At 32.0% G+C, this 21297-nt stretch carries 15 protein-coding genes; 9 read left to right on the forward strand and 6 right to left on the reverse strand.

The window, feature by feature from the left end:
* Window positions 1–211 precede the first annotated feature (211 nt).
* Both BN4220_RS11935 and BN4220_RS11945 read left to right on the forward strand, forming a co-directional pair.
* Window positions 212–535: a GNAT family N-acetyltransferase gene (locus tag BN4220_RS11935; protein WP_066716431.1), complete on the forward strand. Its 324-nt coding sequence runs from the start codon at window positions 212–214 to the stop codon at window positions 533–535.
* Window positions 536–1005: 470 nt separating this feature from the next.
* Window positions 1006–3309: a leucine-rich repeat domain-containing protein gene (locus BN4220_RS11945; protein WP_066716440.1), complete on the forward strand. Its 2304-nt coding sequence runs from the start codon at window positions 1006–1008 to the stop codon at window positions 3307–3309.
* 271 nt (window positions 3310–3580) lie between these two features.
* On the opposite strand, the gene BN4220_RS11950 is transcribed toward BN4220_RS11945, so the two are convergent.
* Window positions 3581–5080: a helix-turn-helix transcriptional regulator gene (locus BN4220_RS11950; protein WP_066716443.1), complete on the reverse strand. Its 1500-nt coding sequence runs from the start codon at window positions 5078–5080 to the stop codon at window positions 3581–3583.
* Between the two features lie 646 nt (window positions 5081–5726).
* Here BN4220_RS11950 and rsmH point away from each other — a divergent pair.
* Both rsmH and BN4220_RS11960 read left to right on the forward strand, forming a co-directional pair.
* On the forward strand, window positions 5727–6776 hold the full coding sequence (gene rsmH / locus BN4220_RS11955) for a 16S rRNA (cytosine(1402)-N(4))-methyltransferase RsmH (protein WP_066716446.1): 1050 nt from the start codon (window positions 5727–5729) through the stop codon (window positions 6774–6776).
* Between the two features lie 24 nt (window positions 6777–6800).
* Window positions 6801–8081: an L-cysteine desulfidase family protein gene (locus tag BN4220_RS11960; protein WP_066716449.1), complete on the forward strand. Its 1281-nt coding sequence runs from the start codon at window positions 6801–6803 to the stop codon at window positions 8079–8081.
* 75 nt (window positions 8082–8156) lie between these two features.
* On the opposite strand, the gene BN4220_RS11965 is transcribed toward BN4220_RS11960, so the two are convergent.
* Window positions 8157–8972, reverse strand: a complete 816-nt coding sequence (locus BN4220_RS11965) for a MerR family transcriptional regulator (RefSeq protein WP_242867790.1) — start codon at window positions 8970–8972, stop codon at window positions 8157–8159.
* Between the two features lie 574 nt (window positions 8973–9546).
* On the opposite strand from BN4220_RS11965, the gene BN4220_RS11970 reads away from it, so the two are divergent.
* From BN4220_RS11970 to BN4220_RS11980, 3 genes are all read left to right on the forward strand, one after another.
* Window positions 9547–10758, forward strand: coding sequence for an amidohydrolase (locus tag BN4220_RS11970; RefSeq protein WP_066716452.1), 1212 nt, complete (start codon window positions 9547–9549; stop codon window positions 10756–10758).
* A gap of 86 nt (window positions 10759–10844) precedes the next feature.
* A complete protein-coding gene (gene zupT / locus BN4220_RS11975) occupies window positions 10845–11654 on the forward strand; it encodes a zinc transporter ZupT (protein WP_066716454.1) in 810 nt (269 codons plus the stop codon).
* Window positions 11655–12061: 407 nt separating this feature from the next.
* Window positions 12062–13774 carry a methyl-accepting chemotaxis protein gene (locus BN4220_RS11980; protein WP_066716457.1) on the forward strand — a complete coding sequence of 571 codons (1713 nt, stop codon included), beginning with the start codon at window positions 12062–12064 and terminating at the stop codon, window positions 13772–13774.
* 83 nt (window positions 13775–13857) lie between these two features.
* Here BN4220_RS11980 and BN4220_RS11985 read toward each other — a convergent pair whose 3' ends face one another.
* The gene (locus BN4220_RS11985; RefSeq protein ID WP_066716460.1) at window positions 13858–15198 is read right to left on the reverse strand and encodes an MATE family efflux transporter; all 1341 of its coding nucleotides are present in this window, start codon (window positions 15196–15198) and stop codon (window positions 13858–13860) included.
* Window positions 15199–15424: 226 nt separating this feature from the next.
* On the opposite strand from BN4220_RS11985, the gene BN4220_RS11990 reads away from it, so the two are divergent.
* Both BN4220_RS11990 and BN4220_RS11995 read left to right on the forward strand, forming a co-directional pair.
* Window positions 15425–15883 (forward strand): Lrp/AsnC family transcriptional regulator, encoded by a 459-nt coding sequence (locus BN4220_RS11990; RefSeq protein WP_066716463.1) that lies wholly within the window; start codon window positions 15425–15427, stop codon window positions 15881–15883.
* A gap of 466 nt (window positions 15884–16349) precedes the next feature.
* Window positions 16350–17729 (forward strand): sugar transferase, encoded by a 1380-nt coding sequence (locus tag BN4220_RS11995; RefSeq protein ID WP_066716467.1) that lies wholly within the window; start codon window positions 16350–16352, stop codon window positions 17727–17729.
* Window positions 17730–17864: 135 nt separating this feature from the next.
* Here the strand turns inward: BN4220_RS11995 and BN4220_RS12000 are convergent, their stop codons facing one another.
* From BN4220_RS12000 to BN4220_RS12010, 3 genes are read right to left on the reverse strand one after another with little or no spacing between them, the layout of a single operon-like run.
* The gene (locus tag BN4220_RS12000) at window positions 17865–19550 is read right to left on the reverse strand and encodes an ABC transporter ATP-binding protein (protein ID WP_066716470.1); all 1686 of its coding nucleotides are present in this window, start codon (window positions 19548–19550) and stop codon (window positions 17865–17867) included.
* A 37-nt stretch (window positions 19551–19587) separates the two neighbouring features.
* Complete coding sequence (locus tag BN4220_RS12005; RefSeq protein WP_066716473.1) at window positions 19588–20469, reverse strand: sensor histidine kinase; 882 nt, start codon at window positions 20467–20469, stop codon at window positions 19588–19590.
* Window positions 20470–20523: 54 nt separating this feature from the next.
* On the reverse strand, window positions 20524–21213 hold the full coding sequence (locus tag BN4220_RS12010; RefSeq protein WP_066716477.1) for a response regulator transcription factor: 690 nt from the start codon (window positions 21211–21213) through the stop codon (window positions 20524–20526).
* Window positions 21214–21297 lie beyond the last annotated feature (84 nt).

Below are 21297 nucleotides of genomic sequence, written 5' to 3' on the forward strand. Positions count from 1 at the left end.
ATAAAGGTAAAGTAATAAAGGTTTAGTAATAAAGGTAAAGTAATTAAGGTTATGTAATAAAGGCAAATTAATTAAGGTAATTTAATAAAGGGAATTCATGTAGCTTTTATGATTACATTAATTCAAATGGAGTATCATATAAATATTAAATGATAGTTACTTGTAACTATTAATAATGTAATTTTATTTTGTATAGAGAAAGGATAAGACAATGAATTGGAACTATAAAGAAAATCAAATTGTAAGTGTAGATGAAAATGGAACTATAATATCTCAGGTGGATTTTGTTAAGAAGAATAATGATACAATTGATATTGAGCACGTTTATGTCAGCCCTGAATATAGAGGACAGGGAGTTGCAGGTAAGACGATGTTAACGGTAGTAGGGTATTTAAGAGAACAGAAATTAAAGGCAACGGCTTCTTGTTCTTATGCAAATGGCTGGTTTCATAAAAATGAAGAAAAATATGTTGATGTAATTTCTCCTGAATTTAAAAACCAGGCAGCAGCTTGTAGAATTGATGGAAAACATTAATTTAAGATAACTAGTAAATAGATTTATAAAGAATAAAAAGAATAATTAGAATAATAGGAGTAATAAGAGTAATAAGAATAATAGGAAGTACATGTTACAGTTCCTTTGTTTTAATAAAGATTCGGGCAAAGCCCTTTTTAAAACTATAATGGCAATTTGCACAAAGCAAAAGAACGAATGCGTCTGTGGAAATGCGTTAGATGTTAGAACACCTTATGCATTGAAATCGAAGCAGGAGTCTTTAGAAGTTGTGCAGATTGCCCTTTTTTAGGACGAAACTTTAATTTTAGATTTTTAGGTAATAAGTATAAATGCTTTGCCATTTAAGGTGAAAAATGATTTGCCATGATATCAAGTACATTTTCTATTTACTTTTTAATATAAAAGAATTATAGTAAAAATAGGTAAAATATCTCGGATTTTAAATTCTATACCATAGTGCCGAGTGTAATTATATAAGGAGGGATTCGATGAATAGGAATTATTTTAAACGATTTAAAAATAATAGTTTAAAGCAGCCGATGAAAAGCTTAGTCACATTGTGCATTTGTATGATATTAATAGCAACATGCATCATGCAGCCATTACCTGTTCTAGCAGATGAAAGCACCTCAAATGACAATGCAGCAGCTAAGAGCACAGTGAGAACTAAGAATCAAGGTGTGCTTCATGCATTTTACCCTGCAAATGCAACATTTTCTGAGAAGATGCAAACATACATAGATAATTTAGACTCCATAAGTTTTGCATGGAGCAGGATAGATGCTAAAGATTCAAGTAGTTTAAATACTGTAAAAGGAAAGAATGGAAACTATGGTTTTTATTATCCGAACGATTATTTAAAACCGTTAGAATATGCAAAGAGCCAGGGAAAATCAATCCAGTTAAGTATTTATATGGATGGTAGCGATTGTGTGAAATTACTACCTGAAGAGAGTAGCCGCTCAGCCATGGTATCAGCAATAGTAAATGCGATGCAGGAGGATCTTTCTCTGGGAAGTGGCCTTTATTATGATGGTGCAGTCATTGATTTTGAAGGACTTCGTAATACGGATGGAAATAATAAATCTATTCTTTATTATGGAAAGCCAATCAGCGATTATTATATTCAGTTTTTAAGAGAACTAAAAAATGAATTTGACCTCATAGGGAAAAAGCTATACGTAGCAGTAAATCCAGGATTGTATTATGATGGTTATGATTATACAAATATCCTTACTATCGCAGACCGTGTAATTCTTATGGCTCATGATTATGAACCAACTGGGAAACTTCAAAAATATCAGATTGAACAGTATACAGGCTATGATGTATTAGAACCAATTAATAGTTTAGCACCTATAGAAATGGTAAGAAAAGCTTTAAATGAAATACAGAGTGCAGCAACAGATTCTACGCAACTTTCCAAGGTATGGTTACAGATTACTTTTGACGCTGCTCAGTGGCAGTTTGATGTTAAAAGTGCAAAGGATTGGGAGACTCTAGCAGATACGACCTTAAGTAGAAGTAAAAGACTTACGCCATTATATAAATCAATTAAGGAACGTGTGGACAATACGGATGGTAATGGAGTGAATATAAGTTATGGGTACAATAATGAATTACAAAGCCCATATATTCAGTATTATAATAAAGCAGATAAGTCGTATAATGTGATAATCTATGAGGATAGTAATAGTATCAGCGCAAAAATTGATTTAGCAAGAACTTATAACCTTGGTGGTATCTCACTTTGGAGTCTTTCAAATCTACCAGATTATAATGATACAACAGGGAAGAAGTTCTATCTAAATGGATGGGATACAATAATCTCTAAAATGATTTCTTATGATAAATTACCAACGGGAAGCAGTAAATATGTAAGTTTTACGGATGCTACAGTAGAAAAGGCAATACGAGAAAAACTTGGTAAAGCATCTGGTAAAATATCAACATATGAGTTACAAAACATTTATCGACTTAAGTTATCTACGGGAGTTAAGAGTCTAAAAGATTTAAGTAAGCTTACAAACCTAGAATATTTGGATGCTAGCGGATTAAACATAAAAGACATAACAGCGATAGGTAAGCTTACTAAACTAAGAGTACTTTACCTTCAGCGAAATGCAATTTCAAATATAACTGCCTTAAAAAATTTAAAAGATTTAGAGGTACTATCACTAAACGGGAATCAGTTAGTTTATATCAATACACTAACTTCTTTAACTAAGTTACAAAAATTATATCTACGTGAAAATAAGATTATAAATATAACTGCTTTAAATAAACTAACTAACTTAGAAACTTTGGAACTTGGGAAAAACAGCATACAGAAAATAGATAGTTTGAAAAAATTAAAAAACCTGAAGTACTTAGCACTGGATAACAATCAAGTTTCTGATCTTTCAGCTTTAAAGGCCTTGACGAATATAACGTATCTAGACTTATCAAACAATAAAATTTCGTCTATAAAGGCGATAAAAAGTCTAAGTGGACTTGAGAGTTTATATTTGCAAAGAAATACAATCAGTGATATTAGTACGGTTTCAGCTTTTAAAAAGTTAAAATCATTATCACTGAATGGAAATAATATTTCAGATCTGAAACCTTTGGCAAAACTTACTCTTTTAGAAAAGCTTTATTTAAAGGATAATAAAGTTAAAAGTATTGCCTCTTTAAAGGGGCTTGTAAATCTAAATGAGTTATATCTGTCGGGCAATGCAATTACGAATTACAGTGCTGTCAAAGCAGTATATAATAAAAAGGGTTTTTTATGTGATTTTAAAATTAACTAAGAAGTAAGGTTCCTATTAAAATGGACTTTCTATAAAAAATACAAAAATAGACATCTTCAAAATAGATATCTCAAAAAATAGATATCTCAAAAAATAGATATCTCAAAAAATAGACATCTCAAAAAAATAGAAGTCTGAAAAAAATAGACATCTTAAAAAATAGATATATGAAAAAATCGACATCTTATTAAAAAAGGCTGTTGCAAAATAGAGTTTTACATTAATAAAACTTTATTTTGCTTCAGCCCCTTTAATTTTATAGTTCCAAATATTATTCCGATAAATTTTCAATGATACGTTCTATAATTTCCATAGCTTTTGCTTCGTTTTTTGCTGCCTCATCAATTAGTTTAACCAGCTCTTTTCGAGTTTCAGGTTTTGCATAGTGTCTTAATAGGATTTCTTGATTCTCGTGTCTACCTAAAACTTCATTCATTTTCCTAGAACCGATGTAACTTACTTTAGAAAAATAATCTGCTGCTTCAAGGCATAAATCAATTACATTTTGTTGTCTCTTTCCAACGGATTTTAAATATTCTGCAGCATAGAAACGACCTTCTCCGGTCATGGTTTGGGCATCCATTTGGCACATAAAACGTTCTGTTAGTAAAGGTAAGGTGATATTCTTATCAAACTGTTTATCATCGGTCGTCCATTTGCCCCATATTTCATAAGCTTCTTGACCACATGCAATTTCACTTCCCAAGGCATCATCTTTCCAATCAATTGATGTTCTATTTTCAATATCAATCGCATTTTGCAAGATACTTTTATCATTTATCATTGCACTTTCGGTTTCCCCAATGGACATAAGCATAGAAGTGCATGTATTTTCCCACCATTTATCGAACATAAAATATCCAGTTTCATGAAAAGAAACCCCATTGTTATATTCAGAGCGGTGTTGGAAAAAATTCCAGCCTAATAAGATTTCTCCATTCTCTTGATAACCTGCGATAATGCAAGCTTCAGGAGGGCCTATAATTCCAAGGGATATTACAGGACGACCTTGATTAATTTCTTCTTTTATAAAATCGATAAAGCCTTGTTTATTACTATCTTTCCGCATTAAGAATTTATAATTGCGTCCAGCCGCTTGAAAAGAACGTTTAAACGCTTCTGTCCCATCCTCATAAATATAAACGATATCAACATTACCACCATCCCAGAATTTTTTATTAAAGCGTAGGCGAAATGCCGCTCCAGAAGCTGCCATTAAGTATCCGTAATTGATGTCCTGGCCCATATAGTTTAAACACGATTTTAAACATGATGGAAAAGGAGTACATTCTTCCCATTTATACTCAACTTTAGGTATTCCTAGAAGAATACAACTATCTTTTTCAATTTGTTTCATAACTACCTCCGATTTTGTTTGTAAAGGAGATGGAAGTTCAAGTATTGCGGGTGCATACACACCTGAGGCTATTAGACGTCTACCCGCCCGTAATCTTTGTCTGCGAAACTCACGGGGAAGTAAACCGATTTCTCTTTTAAATGCACGAGTGAAAGCATCATATTGCTCGAATCCATATTCTGAAGCAATACTAAGTAGACTATGATCTGTATGAATCAGGTCAAACGCTGCATAATTAAGTTTTCTTAAAAGAATGTACCTGCCAATTGAAATTTGCATATTCTCTTTAAATGCTTTTCTGACATGGGAATAAGAATAACCTACCGCATTTTCTAAATCAATAGGATTGATTTCAGACTTCACTCGGTTTTCAACGTAGGTGCATACTGATAAAATCAATATTGAATAATCCATCTCCACAACTCCAATTTTTATAGTATTTTTACTGTTGTAATTAACAATATAAAAAATAATATAACTAACGACATAAAAAATATTGAGTTTTAATGCTATGTTATTGTTACTTCCGGAAGTAAGTTCAGTATAACATTTTTTTCCACAAACTTCTCGACTTTTTTGATTATCGTAAATCAAAATATAAAAGTAAGATCAGAATTGTAAAAGTACATATTCAGAAGCACAAAAGTACATGTTCAAAATTAAAAAAATATATTCAGAAGCACAAAAGTACATGTTCAAAATTAAAAAAGTATATATTCTGAATTACAAAAGGAGAATTTGAAAATTACGATAGTGCATATTCAAAATTACAAAATAGATTTGCTTTAAGGTTAATAAATATTGAGTTCATAAATAGGTACCATTTTTAGTAGGTGCTATAGAAATATAGAGATGGTCTGAACTGCTTAATTGTGATAGAATATAGGGGTATGCTAATTTATCAAGAAAATTTTATATGCTACTAAAATATTAAGTGCGATAAAAGTAACAATGATAGTTGCATATGTTTGAACATTAAGCATTATTTAAAACGATACCAATAGAAATATAGATGTTTAATGTTAACAAAGCTAATAAAGAGAAATTGGAGAGGTATATAATGGAGAATCAAGAAAAAACACACAAGAGACGAGTTCGATATAAAGGAACTCATCCTAAAAATTATAAAGAGAAATATAAAGAACTAAACCCTGATAAATATCCAGAAACAGTAGCGAAGGTAATTCGTAAAGGAAGTACGCCAGTTGGTATGCACATATCTATATGTGTAAATGAAATCATTGAATTTTTGCAAATAGAACCAGGTCAAATCGGGTTGGATGCGACGCTAGGATACGGTGGACATACATCTGCAATGTTAAAATGTTTAGAATCAAAGGGTCATATTTATGCTCTTGATGTAGACCCAATAGAAATTGTTAAGACGAAAGAACGTTTAGCAGGTCTAGGCTATGGTCCTGATATCTTAACTATTAAGCAGCTAAACTTTGCTAATATAGACCAAGTTGCAGAAGAAGCAGGAAAGTTTGATTTTGTTTTGGCAGATTTAGGTGTTTCATCAATGCAAATTGATAATCCTGAGAGAGGTTTTTCATTTAAAACAGACGGTCCATTGGATTTACGTCTTAATCCTGAAAAAGGAATGTCAGTAGCAGAGTTATTAAGAAATGTTACTCAAGAAGAATTACAGGGAATGTTAATAGAGAATTCAGATGAACCTTATTCGGAGGAAATATCAAAAGCTATTATTTCAGAAATCAAAAAGGGAAATGATATTTCTACAACTACAAAATTGAGAGGAATCATAGAAGATGTTCTTAATTTTATTCCAGAGAAGGAACGCAAAGAAGCGATAAAGAAATCGTGTCAAAGAACATTCCAAGCATTACGAATCGATGTGAATAGTGAATTCGAAGTACTATATGATTTCTTAGATAAACTCCCTAATGTTATGGCAAAAGGAGGACGTATTGCTATTTTAACATTCCATTCTGGAGAGGATCGATTGGTTAAAAAGTCGTTTAAACAATTGTTGCGTGAAGGAGTATATAGTGAAATTTCAACGGAAGTTATCCGCCCTTCCGCAGAAGAATGTGCGATGAATGGTCGTGCACGCTCAACTAAAATGAGATGGGCAATTAAAGCATAATTAAAGCAAAGGAATAAAATAGATATGGTATTAACAAAGGAAAAGTATGACACATATGTAAAGATTTTAAAGGAAGAATTAGTTCCAGCCTTTGGGTGTACAGAACCAATTGCTATTGCATATTGTGCTGCAAAAGCTAGAGAAATTTTAGGAAAATATCCAGACCAAGTAGTGATTGAAGCAAGCAGCAATATTATTAAGAATGTAAAAAGCGTAATAGTTCCAAACACTGGAGGATTAAAGGGGATTCCTGCAGCAACAGCAGCAGGGATTGTGGCTGGAGATGCATCGAAAGAATTAGAGGTTATTTCTCATGTATCAGATGAGAAAAAAGAAGAAATTCGTAATTATCTAGAAAATACACAGTTTAAAGTGATGCCATTGGAGGGCGGAGATAAACTAGATATCCGAATTACAGTATCTAGCGGAGAAGATACTACGGTAGTTAGAATCGCAAAACATCACACCAATCTTGTAAGAATAGAAAAAAATTCAGAAGTAATGTGGCAAGCGCAAGAAGATACAACGATTACAACGGATAAAGCAGACCGAAGTCTCCTATCTGTTGAAGATATCATCCTATTTGCACAAGAGGTAACTTTATCTGATGTAGAAGAAGTATTAGAACGACAGGTAGAGTATAATTATAAAATTGCCGAGGAAGGGATGGCAAAAGATTGGGGAGCTAATCTAGGCAGTGTCCTATTAAATACACAAGGCAATGATATTCGTACAAGAGCTAAGGCTATGGCAGCAGCAGGTTCTGATGCTAGAATGAGTGGATGTGAATTACCAGTAGTAATAAACTCTGGTAGTGGAAATCAAGGGATTACCGTGTCCGTACCAATTATTGTGTATGCAAAAGAGTTGAATGTGGCAAAGGAGGAGATGTATCGTGCACTCGTTGTCTCTAACCTAATTGCAGTACACATTAAAAATGGAATCGGATCTTTATCTGCTTTTTGTGGTGCAGTAAGCGCAGGTTGTGCTGCTGGATGTGGAATTGCTTATTTAATGGGTGATAGAACAGAGGTTATATCACATGCATTGGTAAATGCATTAGCAATAGTTTCAGGTATAATTTGTGATGGAGCAAAGGCCTCCTGCGCTGGTAAGATTGCTGTATCAGTGGATGCGGGTATTTTAGGATATTTAATGTACAAAGAAGGTCAACAGTTTTATGCAGAAGATGGAATTGTATCAAAGGGAGTGGAAAAAACCATTCAAAATATTTATCGTCTAGCCGCTAGAGGAATGAGTGAAACGGATGAGGAAATTATTCGTATCATGACTCAGTGTGATTAGCATAGGATGCTTGAATGAATAAACTAGTTTTGCTAGGAATAATTCATCCTCCGTTTTTTAAAATTTACATTAAAATTAATCCTGATATTTTACAGGGATGCTGATTTTAATCATAAAATCAGTAGTATTTTGAACGGTTAATTTATCAAGGAGATATTCTTCGTATGCATCTCCACATATGGTAAGTCCTTGCTCTTTAAGTGATTTTAGAAATGGCTCATAGGCATCTTGCGCAGATGCATATGGGCCTTTATGATATATAATCGCATAAAGACCAGAAGGCTTTATTTTGGCCTTGGCACAATTTCTACGTAAAAACAAACGGTCAATTTTTCCGTAAATCCCATCCATAAGATCCTTTTGATTAATTACAGAACCAACAAAAGCAGGGCCTTTTATATCAGCTTTTTTTAGAAAACTATCTGTAAAGTCAAACCAATCTTTATCAGAGAATTCATTTGTGTAAGGAAAAGCTTCACTATATAATACACGTTCTTTTGGTAGCTCTGCGAAAATAATTTCATCAAGGGGTGCATTAATTGCTTCTTCGGTATAGGTTACCATATTACTTAACAACCAATGTATTTGTTCTAGTTTTTTAATTTCTTGATTTACTCGCTCAATTTGATCCTTTGATAATGTAATTAACTCTTCTGGCGAGGGTGCCTTGAGGTAGTGCTCCAAAGTCTTTAAAGGGAAATTAAGTTCCTTTAAAGATTGAAGCATCCAAAAGATATCCAGTTGTGGAACTGTATAATAACGATACCCATTGTCGCTTACCCCAGCTGGTTGAAATAATCCGATTTTATCGTAATAGAACAAGGTATCTTTTTTTATGCCAAATCGTTGTGCAAATTCACCAGTGGTGAAGGTTTTTATGTTATTCTCCATTATATTCTTCTCCATAGTATTATTCTTTATAGTATTGTTCTTTATAGTATTGTTCTTTATAGCATTGTTCTTTATTAAATTGTTCTTTATTGCGTTATTTTGCATAGTTTATTATACTTAGCATCATTCTGCATAGCATTTTTTCCATTATATTTTTCTATTACATTTTTCTTCATAGCATTCTTCCCCATAGAGTTCTTGTCCATTACATTTTTCATTACAGTATTATTGAACATAACGTTCATTTCTTTAACTATGGAGTTACTCTATCCTTTATAATACATATTTTTGTATAAGACTGCAATAAAAATTAAAAGATTCTTGTAGCAATTCGTTCCAATATCATTCGCTTTTTATATTTATTTTCAATATTACATCCAGTTTATTTTTTTGCTTGACTATAGAGTCACTCCATACTTCATAATACAGATAATTAAAAATTAACTTTAATCAAATGCTTTTATGGAAATATGCAAAAAAGGATAAAAGTATAAAGCTTTATAATGTTTTAAGGTTAGAACTTTAAAATGTATAAGTATTAAACTTAAAAAGGATGAATTTGGAGGTAAGATTTATGAGTTGGATTAAGAACGTTCTATTAGAGGTAGGTAGAGAAGAAATCTCTAAAAATAATATTGTAACAAAAACTAAAGAAGTTTGTCTATTTATTCAGGATGGTATGATAAAAGAAATTACAGATACTGTACCAGAGGATGCACAAGATATCATTGATGCAAAAGGATATTTAGCTTTACCATCTTTGGCAGATAATCATATTCATTTGGATAAAGGGCATTTTGGTGGTAAATGGCATGCAGTTGTACCAATGCATAGTGTAGCAGAAAGAATTGTAGAAGAGCAGGGATTTTTAAGAGACTTTTTAGTAGACACACCGAAAAAAGCACAGGCATTAATTGATTTAATTACAGGTAGGGGAGCAACTTTTTTACGTGTACAAGTTAATGTGGATCCAGTCATTGGATTAGAAAATCTAGAGCTAATCAAAGAAGTTCTTGAAAAGAATAAAAATAAGTTAGATTATGAAATTGTAGTATTCCCACAACATGGAACAGTGATTACAGAAGAAATAGGTTTATTAAGTAAAGCCTTAGAAGATGAGGCCGTAACTGCAATCGGTGGAGTTGATCCAGCAACCATTGATGGTGATATTGAAAAGTCATTAAAAATTACATTTGATTTAGCAAAGAAATATAACAAAAATGTTGATGTACATTTACATGACGGTGGTACGTTAGGTATTTATGAAATAAATCACATCATTGATTATACAATCGCTTCAAATCTACAGGGAAAAGTACAAATAAGCCATGCATTTGCCTTAGGAGATATTAAAGGTGAGAATTTAATCCGTATTGCAAAACGATTAAAAGAAGCGGATATTGCTATAAATACAACTGTTCCATTAGGAATGACTGCATTATCAATTCCAGTGTTACAAAGTCAGGGAGTAAAGGTAAATGTTATTAATGATAATATCAATGACCACTGGAGTCCATTTGGATCTGGCGATTTAATTGAACGTGCCAGCCGTGCAGCAGAAGTATTTTCTTTAACTGATGAAGTTTCATTATCAAATGCTTTAGGGCTTGTAACAAATGGTGTGACTCCACTTGATAAAGAAGGAAATCAGGTATGGCCTAAGGTAGGAGATAAAGCAGACATCTTATTCACAAAGGCCGAATGCTCCGCCCACTTAGTTGGAAGAGTTTGTCCTGAAAGAGTTGTTTTATTTAAGGGTCAACTTGTTTCTGGAGAGTTTATATAAATTAGATATTTGGAAAATAAAGTTGTTATTTTGAATTTCTCCTTTATAATATAAGTAACAGTAGAATAAATTGAGGGAGGAATTTAATGGAGTTATCGAATGTTTTATTTGCATTTTTACTGACACTTTTTGCTGGTCTATCAACAGGAATCGGAAGTGCACTTTCACTACTAACAAAAAAGACCAGTACTAAGTTTTTATCCATTGCATTAGGATTTTCTGCGGGGGTAATGATTTATGTTTCATTTGTTGAGATATTTGTAAAAGCTAAGGATTCTCTAATCTCTGTTCTTGGTGTCAAGGGTGGAACGTGGGCAACTGTTGGAGGGTTTTTCTTTGGTATTTTAATTATAACTATTATTGATAAACTAATCCCTTCTTCAGAAAATCCTCATGAAGTACATTTGGTAGAAGAAATGGACGGGGAAAGTGAGGAACATAAATCAAACTTAATGCGAATGGGAGTATTTACAGCATTGGCAATAGCAATCCATAATTTTCCCGAAGGTTTAGCCACATTCACTGCAGCTATAAGTGATCCAAGTCTTGGTATTCCTATAGCAGCAGCGATAGCCATACACAATATTCCAGAAGGTATAGCAGTTGCGGTCCCAATATTTTATGCGACTGGAAGCAGAAAAAAAGCATTTAAATTATCTTTTTTATCAGGACTGTCTGAACCTCTAGGTGCAATAATTGGATATTTATTACTATATAGATTCTTTAACGATGCTGTGTTCGGTTTTATCTTTGCTTCTGTAGCAGGGATTATGGTATATATTAGCCTTGATGAACTCCTTCCTTCTGCAAGAGAATATGGAGAACATCATTTATCGATTTACGGTTTAATTGCCGGTATGGCTGTAATGGCGTTAAGTCTTTTATTGTTTGTTTAATTATGCTATTGTTTAAAATAGTAGAATATTTCATATAGTAGAACCATAATAAGCAGTAGAAGATTAGCTATTTAATAGAAGAAATGAAAACATTCAGGTGAATTTGAGAGCACTGAAAAATAGAAAGTTTTTCAGTGCCCTTGATCATTCCTGGATGTTTTTTTGTGTTACAGTAAAAAATGCTTTGTTAATGCATTATATATTTTTATTTTAACCTTATATTCATACGCGTATGTGAAAGGTATATTGTATTGCAAAATAGAATAATGTTGAAAAAAGTCGAATCCAGTGGTAATATATTTAAATATTTATAATGTAAAAAAGGGGACACATTCACCAAAACATTGGAAAGTTTATAAAAATTTCAACTTAATTTAAGCTACCTTTAGGTAGCGTGGGGGGATAAAATGAATATATTTCAGAAAATGTCTGTAAAGGCAAAATTATTATCTAGTTTTTTATTTTGTGTGATCCTATTGATGCTTGTAGGGTTTCTCGGAGCGTTTGGTATGAAGACGTTAAATGATAATGCAAAAGAGATCTTTCATTATGATTTCAAAAGCGTAACATATCTTCATAAGATTGAAGAAAAACTACTATACATTAGAGCTGAGATAGACAATGCGGTACTTTATGAAGAAAAGGAAAAAACAATAACTTCTATAGAAAATATCGATTCTTTCGATTTAGAAATGGATACTTTATTAAGCGAATATGAAGATTTGAATCATTCTTCTGATGTTAGAGATAGTTTTGAACAATTATTAACAATGATTAATGAGTATCGAAAAGTAAGAGATACAGTTTTGAATCTTGCAAATAATGGAGATTACATAAAAGCCAAAAAAAATCTGCCTCGTATTACAGAAATAAGAACGAAGATAGATGAAGCAATAAATTCTCTAATAGATGAAACACAAAATAATGCAATTACAAAAAATGAAGTAAATAAAAATTTATATTATACAAGTAGAAATAATATTGTTATTATAATCGTTATTGGAGCAGTGCTTGCAATAGTTATAAGTGTGGGTATCTCTTTATCTATTGCAAAAAAGATTAAGAATATGCTTTTATTTGCAAAAGCTCTTGGCGAAGGAGATTTTACATTTAATACATATGTCAAAGGTGAAGATGAACTTGCCCAACTTTCAAATTCTCTTAACGTGGCAAGAGAAAAATTAAGAAGTTTAGTAGCCAATATTTCAGAACAGACACAAGATGTTTCAGCTTCAAGTGAAGAGTTATCGGCTACGTTTGAAGAGCTCTCAAGCACATTTAGCCAAATAGATCAAAATGTTTCTACAATTGTAGGTAAAATTCAAGAAATCAATGTCACAACACAAGAATTATATACAAGTGTTGAACAGGTAGATTCAGGAATCACTCAATTAGCATCGGATTCTTCGGAAAGCAATAGTGAATCACTAAAGATCAAAGAGAGAGCGGTGCAAATTAAAAATAGAGGTGAGAAATCGAAAGAATTAGCAGAGAAGTTGAGCACTGAAAAAAATAAAAAGATTTTAGAAGCAATAGAACAAAGCAAAGTTGTAGAACAAATTATTGGTTTTACAGACTCAATAGCTGAAATAGCGAATCGAACAAATTTAATTGCACTAAATGCTGCGATAGAGGCAGCAAGGGCTGGGGAGCATGGAAGAGGATTTGCAGTAGTGGCAGAAGAAATCCGAACTCTTGCTGAAAAGTCAACCAGTGATGTAAGTAATATTCAAAATATTGTTACAAATGTTAGAAATTCAGTGACTAATCTAACCATACACTCGAAAGATTTATTAGACTTTATCAACACTCAGGTTAGAGAGGATTATCAGTTATTAATAGACACAGGTGTAAGTTATGAAGACGACTCCATCTATGTGGGCAATTTATCTACAAGCATTGCAACCATGTCAGAAGAATTAAGTGCTTCTACGGATGAAATTGCAAATGTAACAGAAGCAATATCAGCGAGCATAGAAAATACGTCAAATAGTTCTGGAGAAATTTTAAGTAGTATAGAAAATCTATCAGTTGCTATGGACGAGATTGCAGGTACAGCCCAACAACAGGCTCGAATTGCGGAGAAGTTAACGCAAATGATTTCACAATTTAAAATTTAGTTTATAGTAAGAATAACATGAATTTCGATAGGCGCTTACTAAAAATGGCTAATGGACTCACATACTTGTGAGCCCATTAGCCATTAAACTTTATTATGTTTATAATGATTTTTAATTAAGAAAACTCCTAGGATATCTGCCAAAGCCCATCCAATAGGAATGGACCACCAGATACCTACAACACCAATAAATGAAATAGAAGAAAGTATATAAGCTAATGTAACGCGTGTACCAAGACTTACGATTGTAAGAATGATTGATACTTCTGGCTTACCAAGACCTCTAAATAAACCATAGAACATAAATAAATATCCAATTAAGCAGTAAAATCCTGCAACAATATAAAGATACATAACTCCGGTTTTTAATATTTCTATTTCATGTTTTTCTATAAATATATACATTAGAGGTTTTGCAAATAGAATAATTAAAGCTGATATGATAACGCAATAAATTGTTATTATTTTAATTGCAGAGCGTATTCCAGTGCGAATACGCTCTTGTTTTTTTGCGCCCAAGCACTGAGCAATAAAAGTAGAGAATGCGTTACCAAAATCTTGGACAGGCATATAAGCAAAACTTTCAATTTTAACAACGGCTGCAAAGGCTGCCATTACAGTAACACCGAAGCTATTAACTAAGCCTTGTATCAATAAAATGCCAAAATTCATAATGGAGTACTGTACGCTTGAAAGTGTAGAATAATTAGCAATCATCTTTACGATGCTTTTATTTAAAAATAAATGTTCGCGTTTTAGGCGAATAATAGGTACACGGACTATACAAAAAATAGCGATACCAACAGCAGAAAATCCCTGTGCTATAATTGTTGCATATGCTGCACCTGCAATACCCATTTTAAGTGGTACAACAAAAATTATATCCAATACAATATTTATAATAGCAGATAAAATAAGAAATATTAGAGGTACGATAGAATTTCCCATACTTCGCATAATTGCGCTAAAAAAATTATAGATATATGTAAAAATGATTCCGTAAAAGATAATTTGTAAGTAGATTTTTGAATCACTAAAAACTTCAGGAGGGATATTAATAAATACTAAAATCTCATCAATAAAAAGAATGGAACATATGTTGATGATAACAGTGACAATACCAATAAAAATAAACGAGGTAAAGAAACTATTTTTTAATTTCTCAATTTGATCTGCGCCAAATAATAAAGAGAAAACTGCGCCACTTCCCATACAAAAACCGATGATGATAGATGTTAATAGAACCATAACCGAGAACGAACTACCTACAGCAGCAAGGGCATTCGGACCAATAAACTTACCAACGATAATAGTATCGGCAACATTATATAATTGTTGAAATATATTGCCTATTATCATGGGGATAGCAAAACTTATTATAGCTTTTGTCTCATTACCATTTAGCAGATCTCTTGATGTTTTCATACGATACCTCTCAATATCTTTCTTTTTTGATCTTTTGATAGAATAAGATAATAAATAGCCTAGATGTTACATTATGTAATATAAAACTTTCCTTATGTAATATACTAAGGGTATCATTTCAATCTAATTTTGTCAATTTGAAATTCACATAATCAGGAAATTCTTGTTTGAAAGTGTAAAAAATGTTATTATAACGTTAACCATTTCGTTATAAGGGGGAAAGCTTATGTATTTAAAGGGATTGGATGAGATTGATAGAACAATTATTACACTGTTAACTAAGAATGCGAGAATGAGTTATGTAGATATTGGAGAGGCAGTTGGTCTTTCACGAGTTGCAGTTAAAACAAGAATCAGTAATTTAGAGGAGAGAGGAATCATTGAAGAATACACTACCATTATAAATCCACAAAAAATAAATAGTGCAATATCCTCTTATTATGATATAGAGATAGAACCCAAAAAATATCAAGAGGTGATTGATATTTTAGAAAAGAACGATACAGTAACACAAATATATCAAGTATCTGGGAAAAACAAACTTCATGTCCATGCAGTAGCTGAAGATCATGAAGGTATGGAAGCATTTATAAATAATGTTATTTATAAATTACCGGGGGTTTTGTCATTAGAATGTAATGTAATACTCTCAAGGATTAAAGATATCAAAGGACTAAGATTATGATATGAAATAGAAACAGAACAAAAGGTAGAGGCAAAATAAATGGCCTCTATCTTTTTTTAACTAGAAAATCACGTTCTTTCATTCAATAACGCTACTTTAATCATGTATCCTAGCCAAAAATGAAACGCTATCCCTAAAGTAACAGCATTTCTTAGTCGTAGTTACGGTAAGAATACGTTTCTCAGGTTCTTTGTTCTACAAATGAAATAGGTGAGATTTTATATAATTAGATACATTTCAAAGACGAAAGACATATTGTTACATAATAAAAGGAAATAAGCTATAGCGATACTAAGAAAATTTACAAATATTACCTGTTATATATTTACACTAAAAATATCGAATGATATACTAGCTATCATAGCAACAGAGAAAGTTTTTTATTGTTGATGTTTTAGTAAATAAGAATAAATAGAAAAAAGGATGAAATTAAATTATGAATTAAATAGGAGGCTAGCGTTTAGAGATGAGTCAATTTAACCGTGGTGCGAGTACAAATATGTTACATATAATAAGTGACTGTTTGTTTGGTATATTCGCTTTATTAACTTCAATCGTTTTGTCAGATAAAGAAATTATAAAGAATAATTTAGGAACATGCATTGCTATATGTGCAGTATTCTTAACAATCTACGTTTTGAGCAACAAAGATTCACGCATGTATAATGTTACAACATTCTTCTACAAAGATAGGGTCTTAAAATACATTTCTAAGTCATTCTTAATAGCTACCGTTATTACAGCAACAATGTTTTTCTATGTAGCTAGGACAAGCTTAATATATAAATTCTATCTACAGTATTTATTTTTTATATACCTATACATGATGATAAGCGCAATTTGCGTTAGAATATTAGTCAAAAAGAAAAAATTGTATATGTATCGAACAATCTTAGTAGGGGATAACAATTCTTTTTCTGATTTTGAACGTTATGTAGGTAAATGTAATTTAAATATTGATATCATAGGATATGTTAGCAAAGAAGAAGGTGGGGAAGGTTATTTAGGAACAATTCAAGATTTGGAGAGGATTGTCCACGCAAATGCCATCGACCAGGTATACTTTATGCATACGGAATCCAATGGATTTGATATACAATCCCATATTGATTTGTGTGTTGAGATGGGAGTAACTGCTAAGGTTATAATGGATATGTATAAAAATGAAATAGCCCATAGCTATGTAAGTAGTGTTGGAACTTATCCTGTAATAACATATCATACCGTATCTTTGAATACTTCTGCTAGAGTCTTAAAGAGATGCATTGATATCATTGGAAGCATAGTGGGGATTATTCTTTCCACACCTTTTCTATTGATAACTGCTATTGCAATAAAAATAGATTCAAAAGGACCTATTATATTTAAACAAAAGAGAGTAGGACTTAATGGCAGATATTTTTACATGTATAAGTTCCGAAGTATGTGTAACGATGCGGAGGAGCAAAAGCTTAAGTTATTAGATCAAAATGAGATGCAGGGGGGAATTATGTTTAAAATGCAAAATGATCCAAGAATTACTCCTGTAGGAAAATTTATAAGAAAAACTAGTTTGGATGAATTGCCTCAATTTTTTAATGTTTTAAAAGGGGATATGAGTTTAGTAGGAACAAGGCCACCAACAATAGATGAGGTTTTGCAATATCAACCAAATCATTGGAGAAGAATGAGTATAAAGCCAGGGATTACTGGCATGTGGCAAGTAAGTGGTCGAAGTTCAGTAACAGATTTTCAATCGGTTGTTGATATGGATACAGAATATATTGATTGCTGGAATATTTTTGTGGATTTTAAGATTATATTTAAGACGATATGGAAAGTACTAGGAGGAGATGGTGCGTATTAAACTAAAAATTTGTGCGATTCTTTGATAGAAATGGGGTAAGTTAAGATTTATCTCTAGAAATTCTGAAATTATAAAGGACTGTAGCAAAACTAATTGACTAAGTTAGTTCTGCTACAGTTATTTTTATTGAGGCGTTTAAAGTGCCTCATATTCAAAGAGTTGCTTGTTTTCAATTTTTATTTCACGACTACAATATTGAATCACAGACCGTCTATGAGTTATTAATAAACAAGTTAGATTTGGTGTAACATCTCTTATATTTTTTAGTACGGCTAATTCAGTAGCTTCATCCAGTGCAGAGGTTGCTTCATCTAAGATAAGAAAAGGAGCATTTCGTATTAATGCTCTTGCAATGGAGATTCGTTGAGCTTGTCCTTCAGATAATCCATGACCATGTTCCCCTATAAAAGTATGGATGCCATCAGGCAATTCCGAAACGAAAGAATATGCAGCAGCATCTTTTAAAGCTTTTATAACATCAGAATCTGTAGCATTTCGATTTCCCATACGAACATTATCGGATATCGTTCCACTAAATAAGGTATTACCCTGCGGAACATACGATATAAATTCTCTACAGCCTGCGGATAATGCTTCATATTCTCCTTGTAAATTATAAAAAAGTAACTGACCTTGAGTAGCGGTGACAAAAGACATAATTAACCGAATTAATGTGGTTTTACCGATTCCCGATTCTCCCACAATAGCTACGAATTCACCAGGTAATATCGTTAAATTTGTATTTGTTAAAACATCTTCTTCAGAATATCCAAAGGACAAGTTCTTTATATGTACCCCAATAGAATTTGTATTAAGTTGTGGCTCATTCTTATGTTCGGAAGGAATATCTTGTAGTTCAATAATTCTTCCAGTGGAGGCAAGAACAGATACAATCTGTGGTATCTGATTGGCTAATCCCATTAACGGTGATTGAATTCGGCCTACAAGGGTTAGAAATACAGTCATAACACCAAAAGTAATTGCATTATCAGAAAGCATGTAGGAACCCCAGGCAAAAGCTATAATGTATCCTGATTGGAAAGCAAAGCTAATTATAGTAGAAGCAATTAATGACATTTTACTTTTTTTCATAATCCAATAAAGGCGCTCATTTCGTAATTCACTAAGTTGATGTAAATAATTCTCCTCCTCACAAAATGTTTTTACGATTAATATATTATTTAAACTTTCCTGCAAAAAGGAACGATATTTTGATTCAGATTCTTGTACTTTCACTTGCATTCTTTTTAGCTTTCTGCCAAGCCATATACTAGATAGTGCACCTAGAGGAGCAATTAGAATTGCAAAAAAGGCCAAAGCTGGTTGATAGTAAAGCAGTGTAAAGAAAGTAGCTAATATCTCGAATACTAATGCTATAATAGTAGGAATATTAGAAGAAATACCATTTGCAATAGTATTTGTATCAGTGGTTAAGCGGGTCATTAAGTCGCCTGTATGATATTTTGAAATATTAAGCCAGCAGGAGTGTAACACTTTATCATAAACTTGTTTACGAATAGAGAAGGAAAACCTTTCATTTATTACGGTGGAAAAAAACATGGAACAACTACCGATAATTAGACTAACAATAATAATTCCAACATACATCATTAGTTCAGTTGAAACATTTTGTCCAAGTGTTGCTGAATCAATTATTCTTTGGCTAATAACAGCAATGCTTACGGAAATAAGTGGGCTAGTAATAGAAAAAAATATAATAAGTAGTAAGGAAGGAATATACGGTTTGGTGTAATAAAATAACCATTTTCCATAGGTACTTTGAGTACGAAAGTTCTTGAAAAAATCTTTAATATCAGACATGAAATAACCTCCATATTAGGATATACTAAATTATTTATTATGAAATAATAGGGAGGGAAAAGTAAAAATCACTTCCAATTCCCAATTCACTGTTACACCAAATTGTTCCGTTATGACGCTCAATAATTGATTTTGCAATAGAAAGACCAAGGCCACATCCAATGATTGGACTTGGAGTTCTAGATTTTGATTCTGTAAAACATCGATCAAATATATGTGTAATGTTCTCTTTACTGATTCCTTGACCTGTATCACTTACCTTGATAATAATATCATTGAAATTTTGGTAAGATTCGAGAGTAATTGTGCTGCCATCCAGGGAGTATTTTAATGAATTTGTAAAAAGGTTGTCCAATACTCGAATTATTTTTTCCGGGTCAATAAAAGCGTTAACACGTAAGGTTTCAGGAACGTAAAGAATCAGGTGACGATTTTTATATTTGTTATCAGCTAAACAAGTATAATAAAAATCTTCTAATAACATACAGACATCTACCTTAGTACATTGAAAAGGTATCGTCTCATTATCTAATATTGTAAGTAAGAAAATATCGTCAATCATTTTTTCAAGTAATATAATTCTTTGAGTCATACTTGTTAACATATCTTTTAGTTCATCAGGATCAATAGAATCTATAGATAATAGATATTCTAAACTACTTTTTAAGGTAGCGATAGGCGAGCGTAAATCATGAGAGATATTTGAAAACATCTCCATGCGAAGTTCTTCTTGTAGCTTTAGAGTCTTATTTGCCTTATTAAGCTGTTCAGTAACATGATAAAGAGCAGTCGTTAATTCAGCTACTGTAATATCAGGCTTTATGTATAAGGATTTTTTATTATCACTTTTTGTACTTGTAACAGTATTGCGCTTATAATTTTTTCTTTTCGTGGTATTGATTCGTTCTTCTCTATCCATAATTTACCTCATATATTTTTTTACCTTCAAAAATATTTACTTATAATAAGTTATCTATTTTCTTACTTTATATATAAACTGATAACCCTTTGACCAAACTGTTTGTATTTTATTCTGTAATCCTACGTAAGATTCTAATTTTTTTCTAAGCCTGCTTGCAGTGACCATAATATTTTTTCTGTCGTTATCTGTGTAAGTCCCCCACATTTTTAAACCGATTTCTTCAAAGGTAATGGTTTGATTCACCTTAGAAGTTAGAAGAAGTAGTAATTCAAACTCTCGATTTGATAAGATGATTTCTTCATTATCATAATAAGCCTTATGTTCGATGAGATTAATTATTAATGGCGGGAAAGCTAATAGATGGGACGGGGGTAATGAACTCTGGTGTCTCTTGATATTAACATGAATTCTCGCAGACAGTTCACGTAAACTATATGGTTTTGTGACATAGTCATCCGCACCTAAAAATAATCCTTTCACTTTATCCTCTTCCCCTACCTTACCTGATAAAAAAATAATTGGTGCGTTGGTAGTTTGACGTATTATTTTGCAAGCATCAAAACCATTTAATTTAGGAAGCATGATATCTAATAGAATGCAGGATGGATTGTAGTTGGATAAAAGGTTAATTCCATCAATAGCATTCGTAGCTGTGATAACTTTATAACCTTCATTTCTTAAAAACTTAGCATTTACTTCGAGCAATTCTATATCATCATCTATCATCAGTATATAGTTCATTAAAACACCTCCATGGAAATATATGTAAATACATATAAATATAATATACACCAAATTACCAAAAAATAACATCTATTTTTCCAA

This window comes from Clostridium sp. Marseille-P299 (genome assembly GCF_900078195.1).
In the GTDB taxonomy this organism is placed as follows: Bacteria; Bacillota; Clostridia; order Lachnospirales; family Lachnospiraceae; genus Lachnoclostridium.

Excerpts from the sequence above, each read along its gene's own strand:
- BN4220_RS11935 (WP_066716431.1), top strand. The coding sequence starts at position 212 with ATGAATTGGAACTATAAAGAAAATCAAATTGTAAGTGTAGATGAAAAT.
- BN4220_RS11945 (WP_066716440.1), top strand. The coding sequence starts at position 1,006 with ATGAATAGGAATTATTTTAAACGATTTAAAAATAATAGTTTAAAGCAG.
- BN4220_RS11950 (WP_066716443.1), bottom strand. The coding sequence starts at position 5,080 with ATGGATTATTCAATATTGATTTTATCAGTATGCACCTACGTTGAAAAC.
- rsmH (WP_066716446.1), top strand. The coding sequence starts at position 5,727 with ATGGAGAATCAAGAAAAAACACACAAGAGACGAGTTCGATATAAAGGA.
- BN4220_RS11960 (WP_066716449.1), top strand. The coding sequence starts at position 6,801 with ATGGTATTAACAAAGGAAAAGTATGACACATATGTAAAGATTTTAAAG.
- BN4220_RS11965 (WP_242867790.1), bottom strand. The coding sequence starts at position 8,972 with ATGGAGAATAACATAAAAACCTTCACCACTGGTGAATTTGCACAACGA.
- BN4220_RS11970 (WP_066716452.1), top strand. The coding sequence starts at position 9,547 with ATGAGTTGGATTAAGAACGTTCTATTAGAGGTAGGTAGAGAAGAAATC.
- zupT (WP_066716454.1), top strand. The coding sequence starts at position 10,845 with ATGGAGTTATCGAATGTTTTATTTGCATTTTTACTGACACTTTTTGCT.
- BN4220_RS11980 (WP_066716457.1), top strand. The coding sequence starts at position 12,062 with ATGAATATATTTCAGAAAATGTCTGTAAAGGCAAAATTATTATCTAGT.
- BN4220_RS11985 (WP_066716460.1), bottom strand. The coding sequence starts at position 15,198 with ATGAAAACATCAAGAGATCTGCTAAATGGTAATGAGACAAAAGCTATA.
- BN4220_RS11990 (WP_066716463.1), top strand. The coding sequence starts at position 15,425 with ATGTATTTAAAGGGATTGGATGAGATTGATAGAACAATTATTACACTG.
- BN4220_RS11995 (WP_066716467.1), top strand. The coding sequence starts at position 16,350 with ATGAGTCAATTTAACCGTGGTGCGAGTACAAATATGTTACATATAATA.
- BN4220_RS12000 (WP_066716470.1), bottom strand. The coding sequence starts at position 19,550 with ATGTCTGATATTAAAGATTTTTTCAAGAACTTTCGTACTCAAAGTACC.
- BN4220_RS12005 (WP_066716473.1), bottom strand. The coding sequence starts at position 20,469 with ATGGATAGAGAAGAACGAATCAATACCACGAAAAGAAAAAATTATAAG.
- BN4220_RS12010 (WP_066716477.1), bottom strand. The coding sequence starts at position 21,213 with ATGAACTATATACTGATGATAGATGATGATATAGAATTGCTCGAAGTA.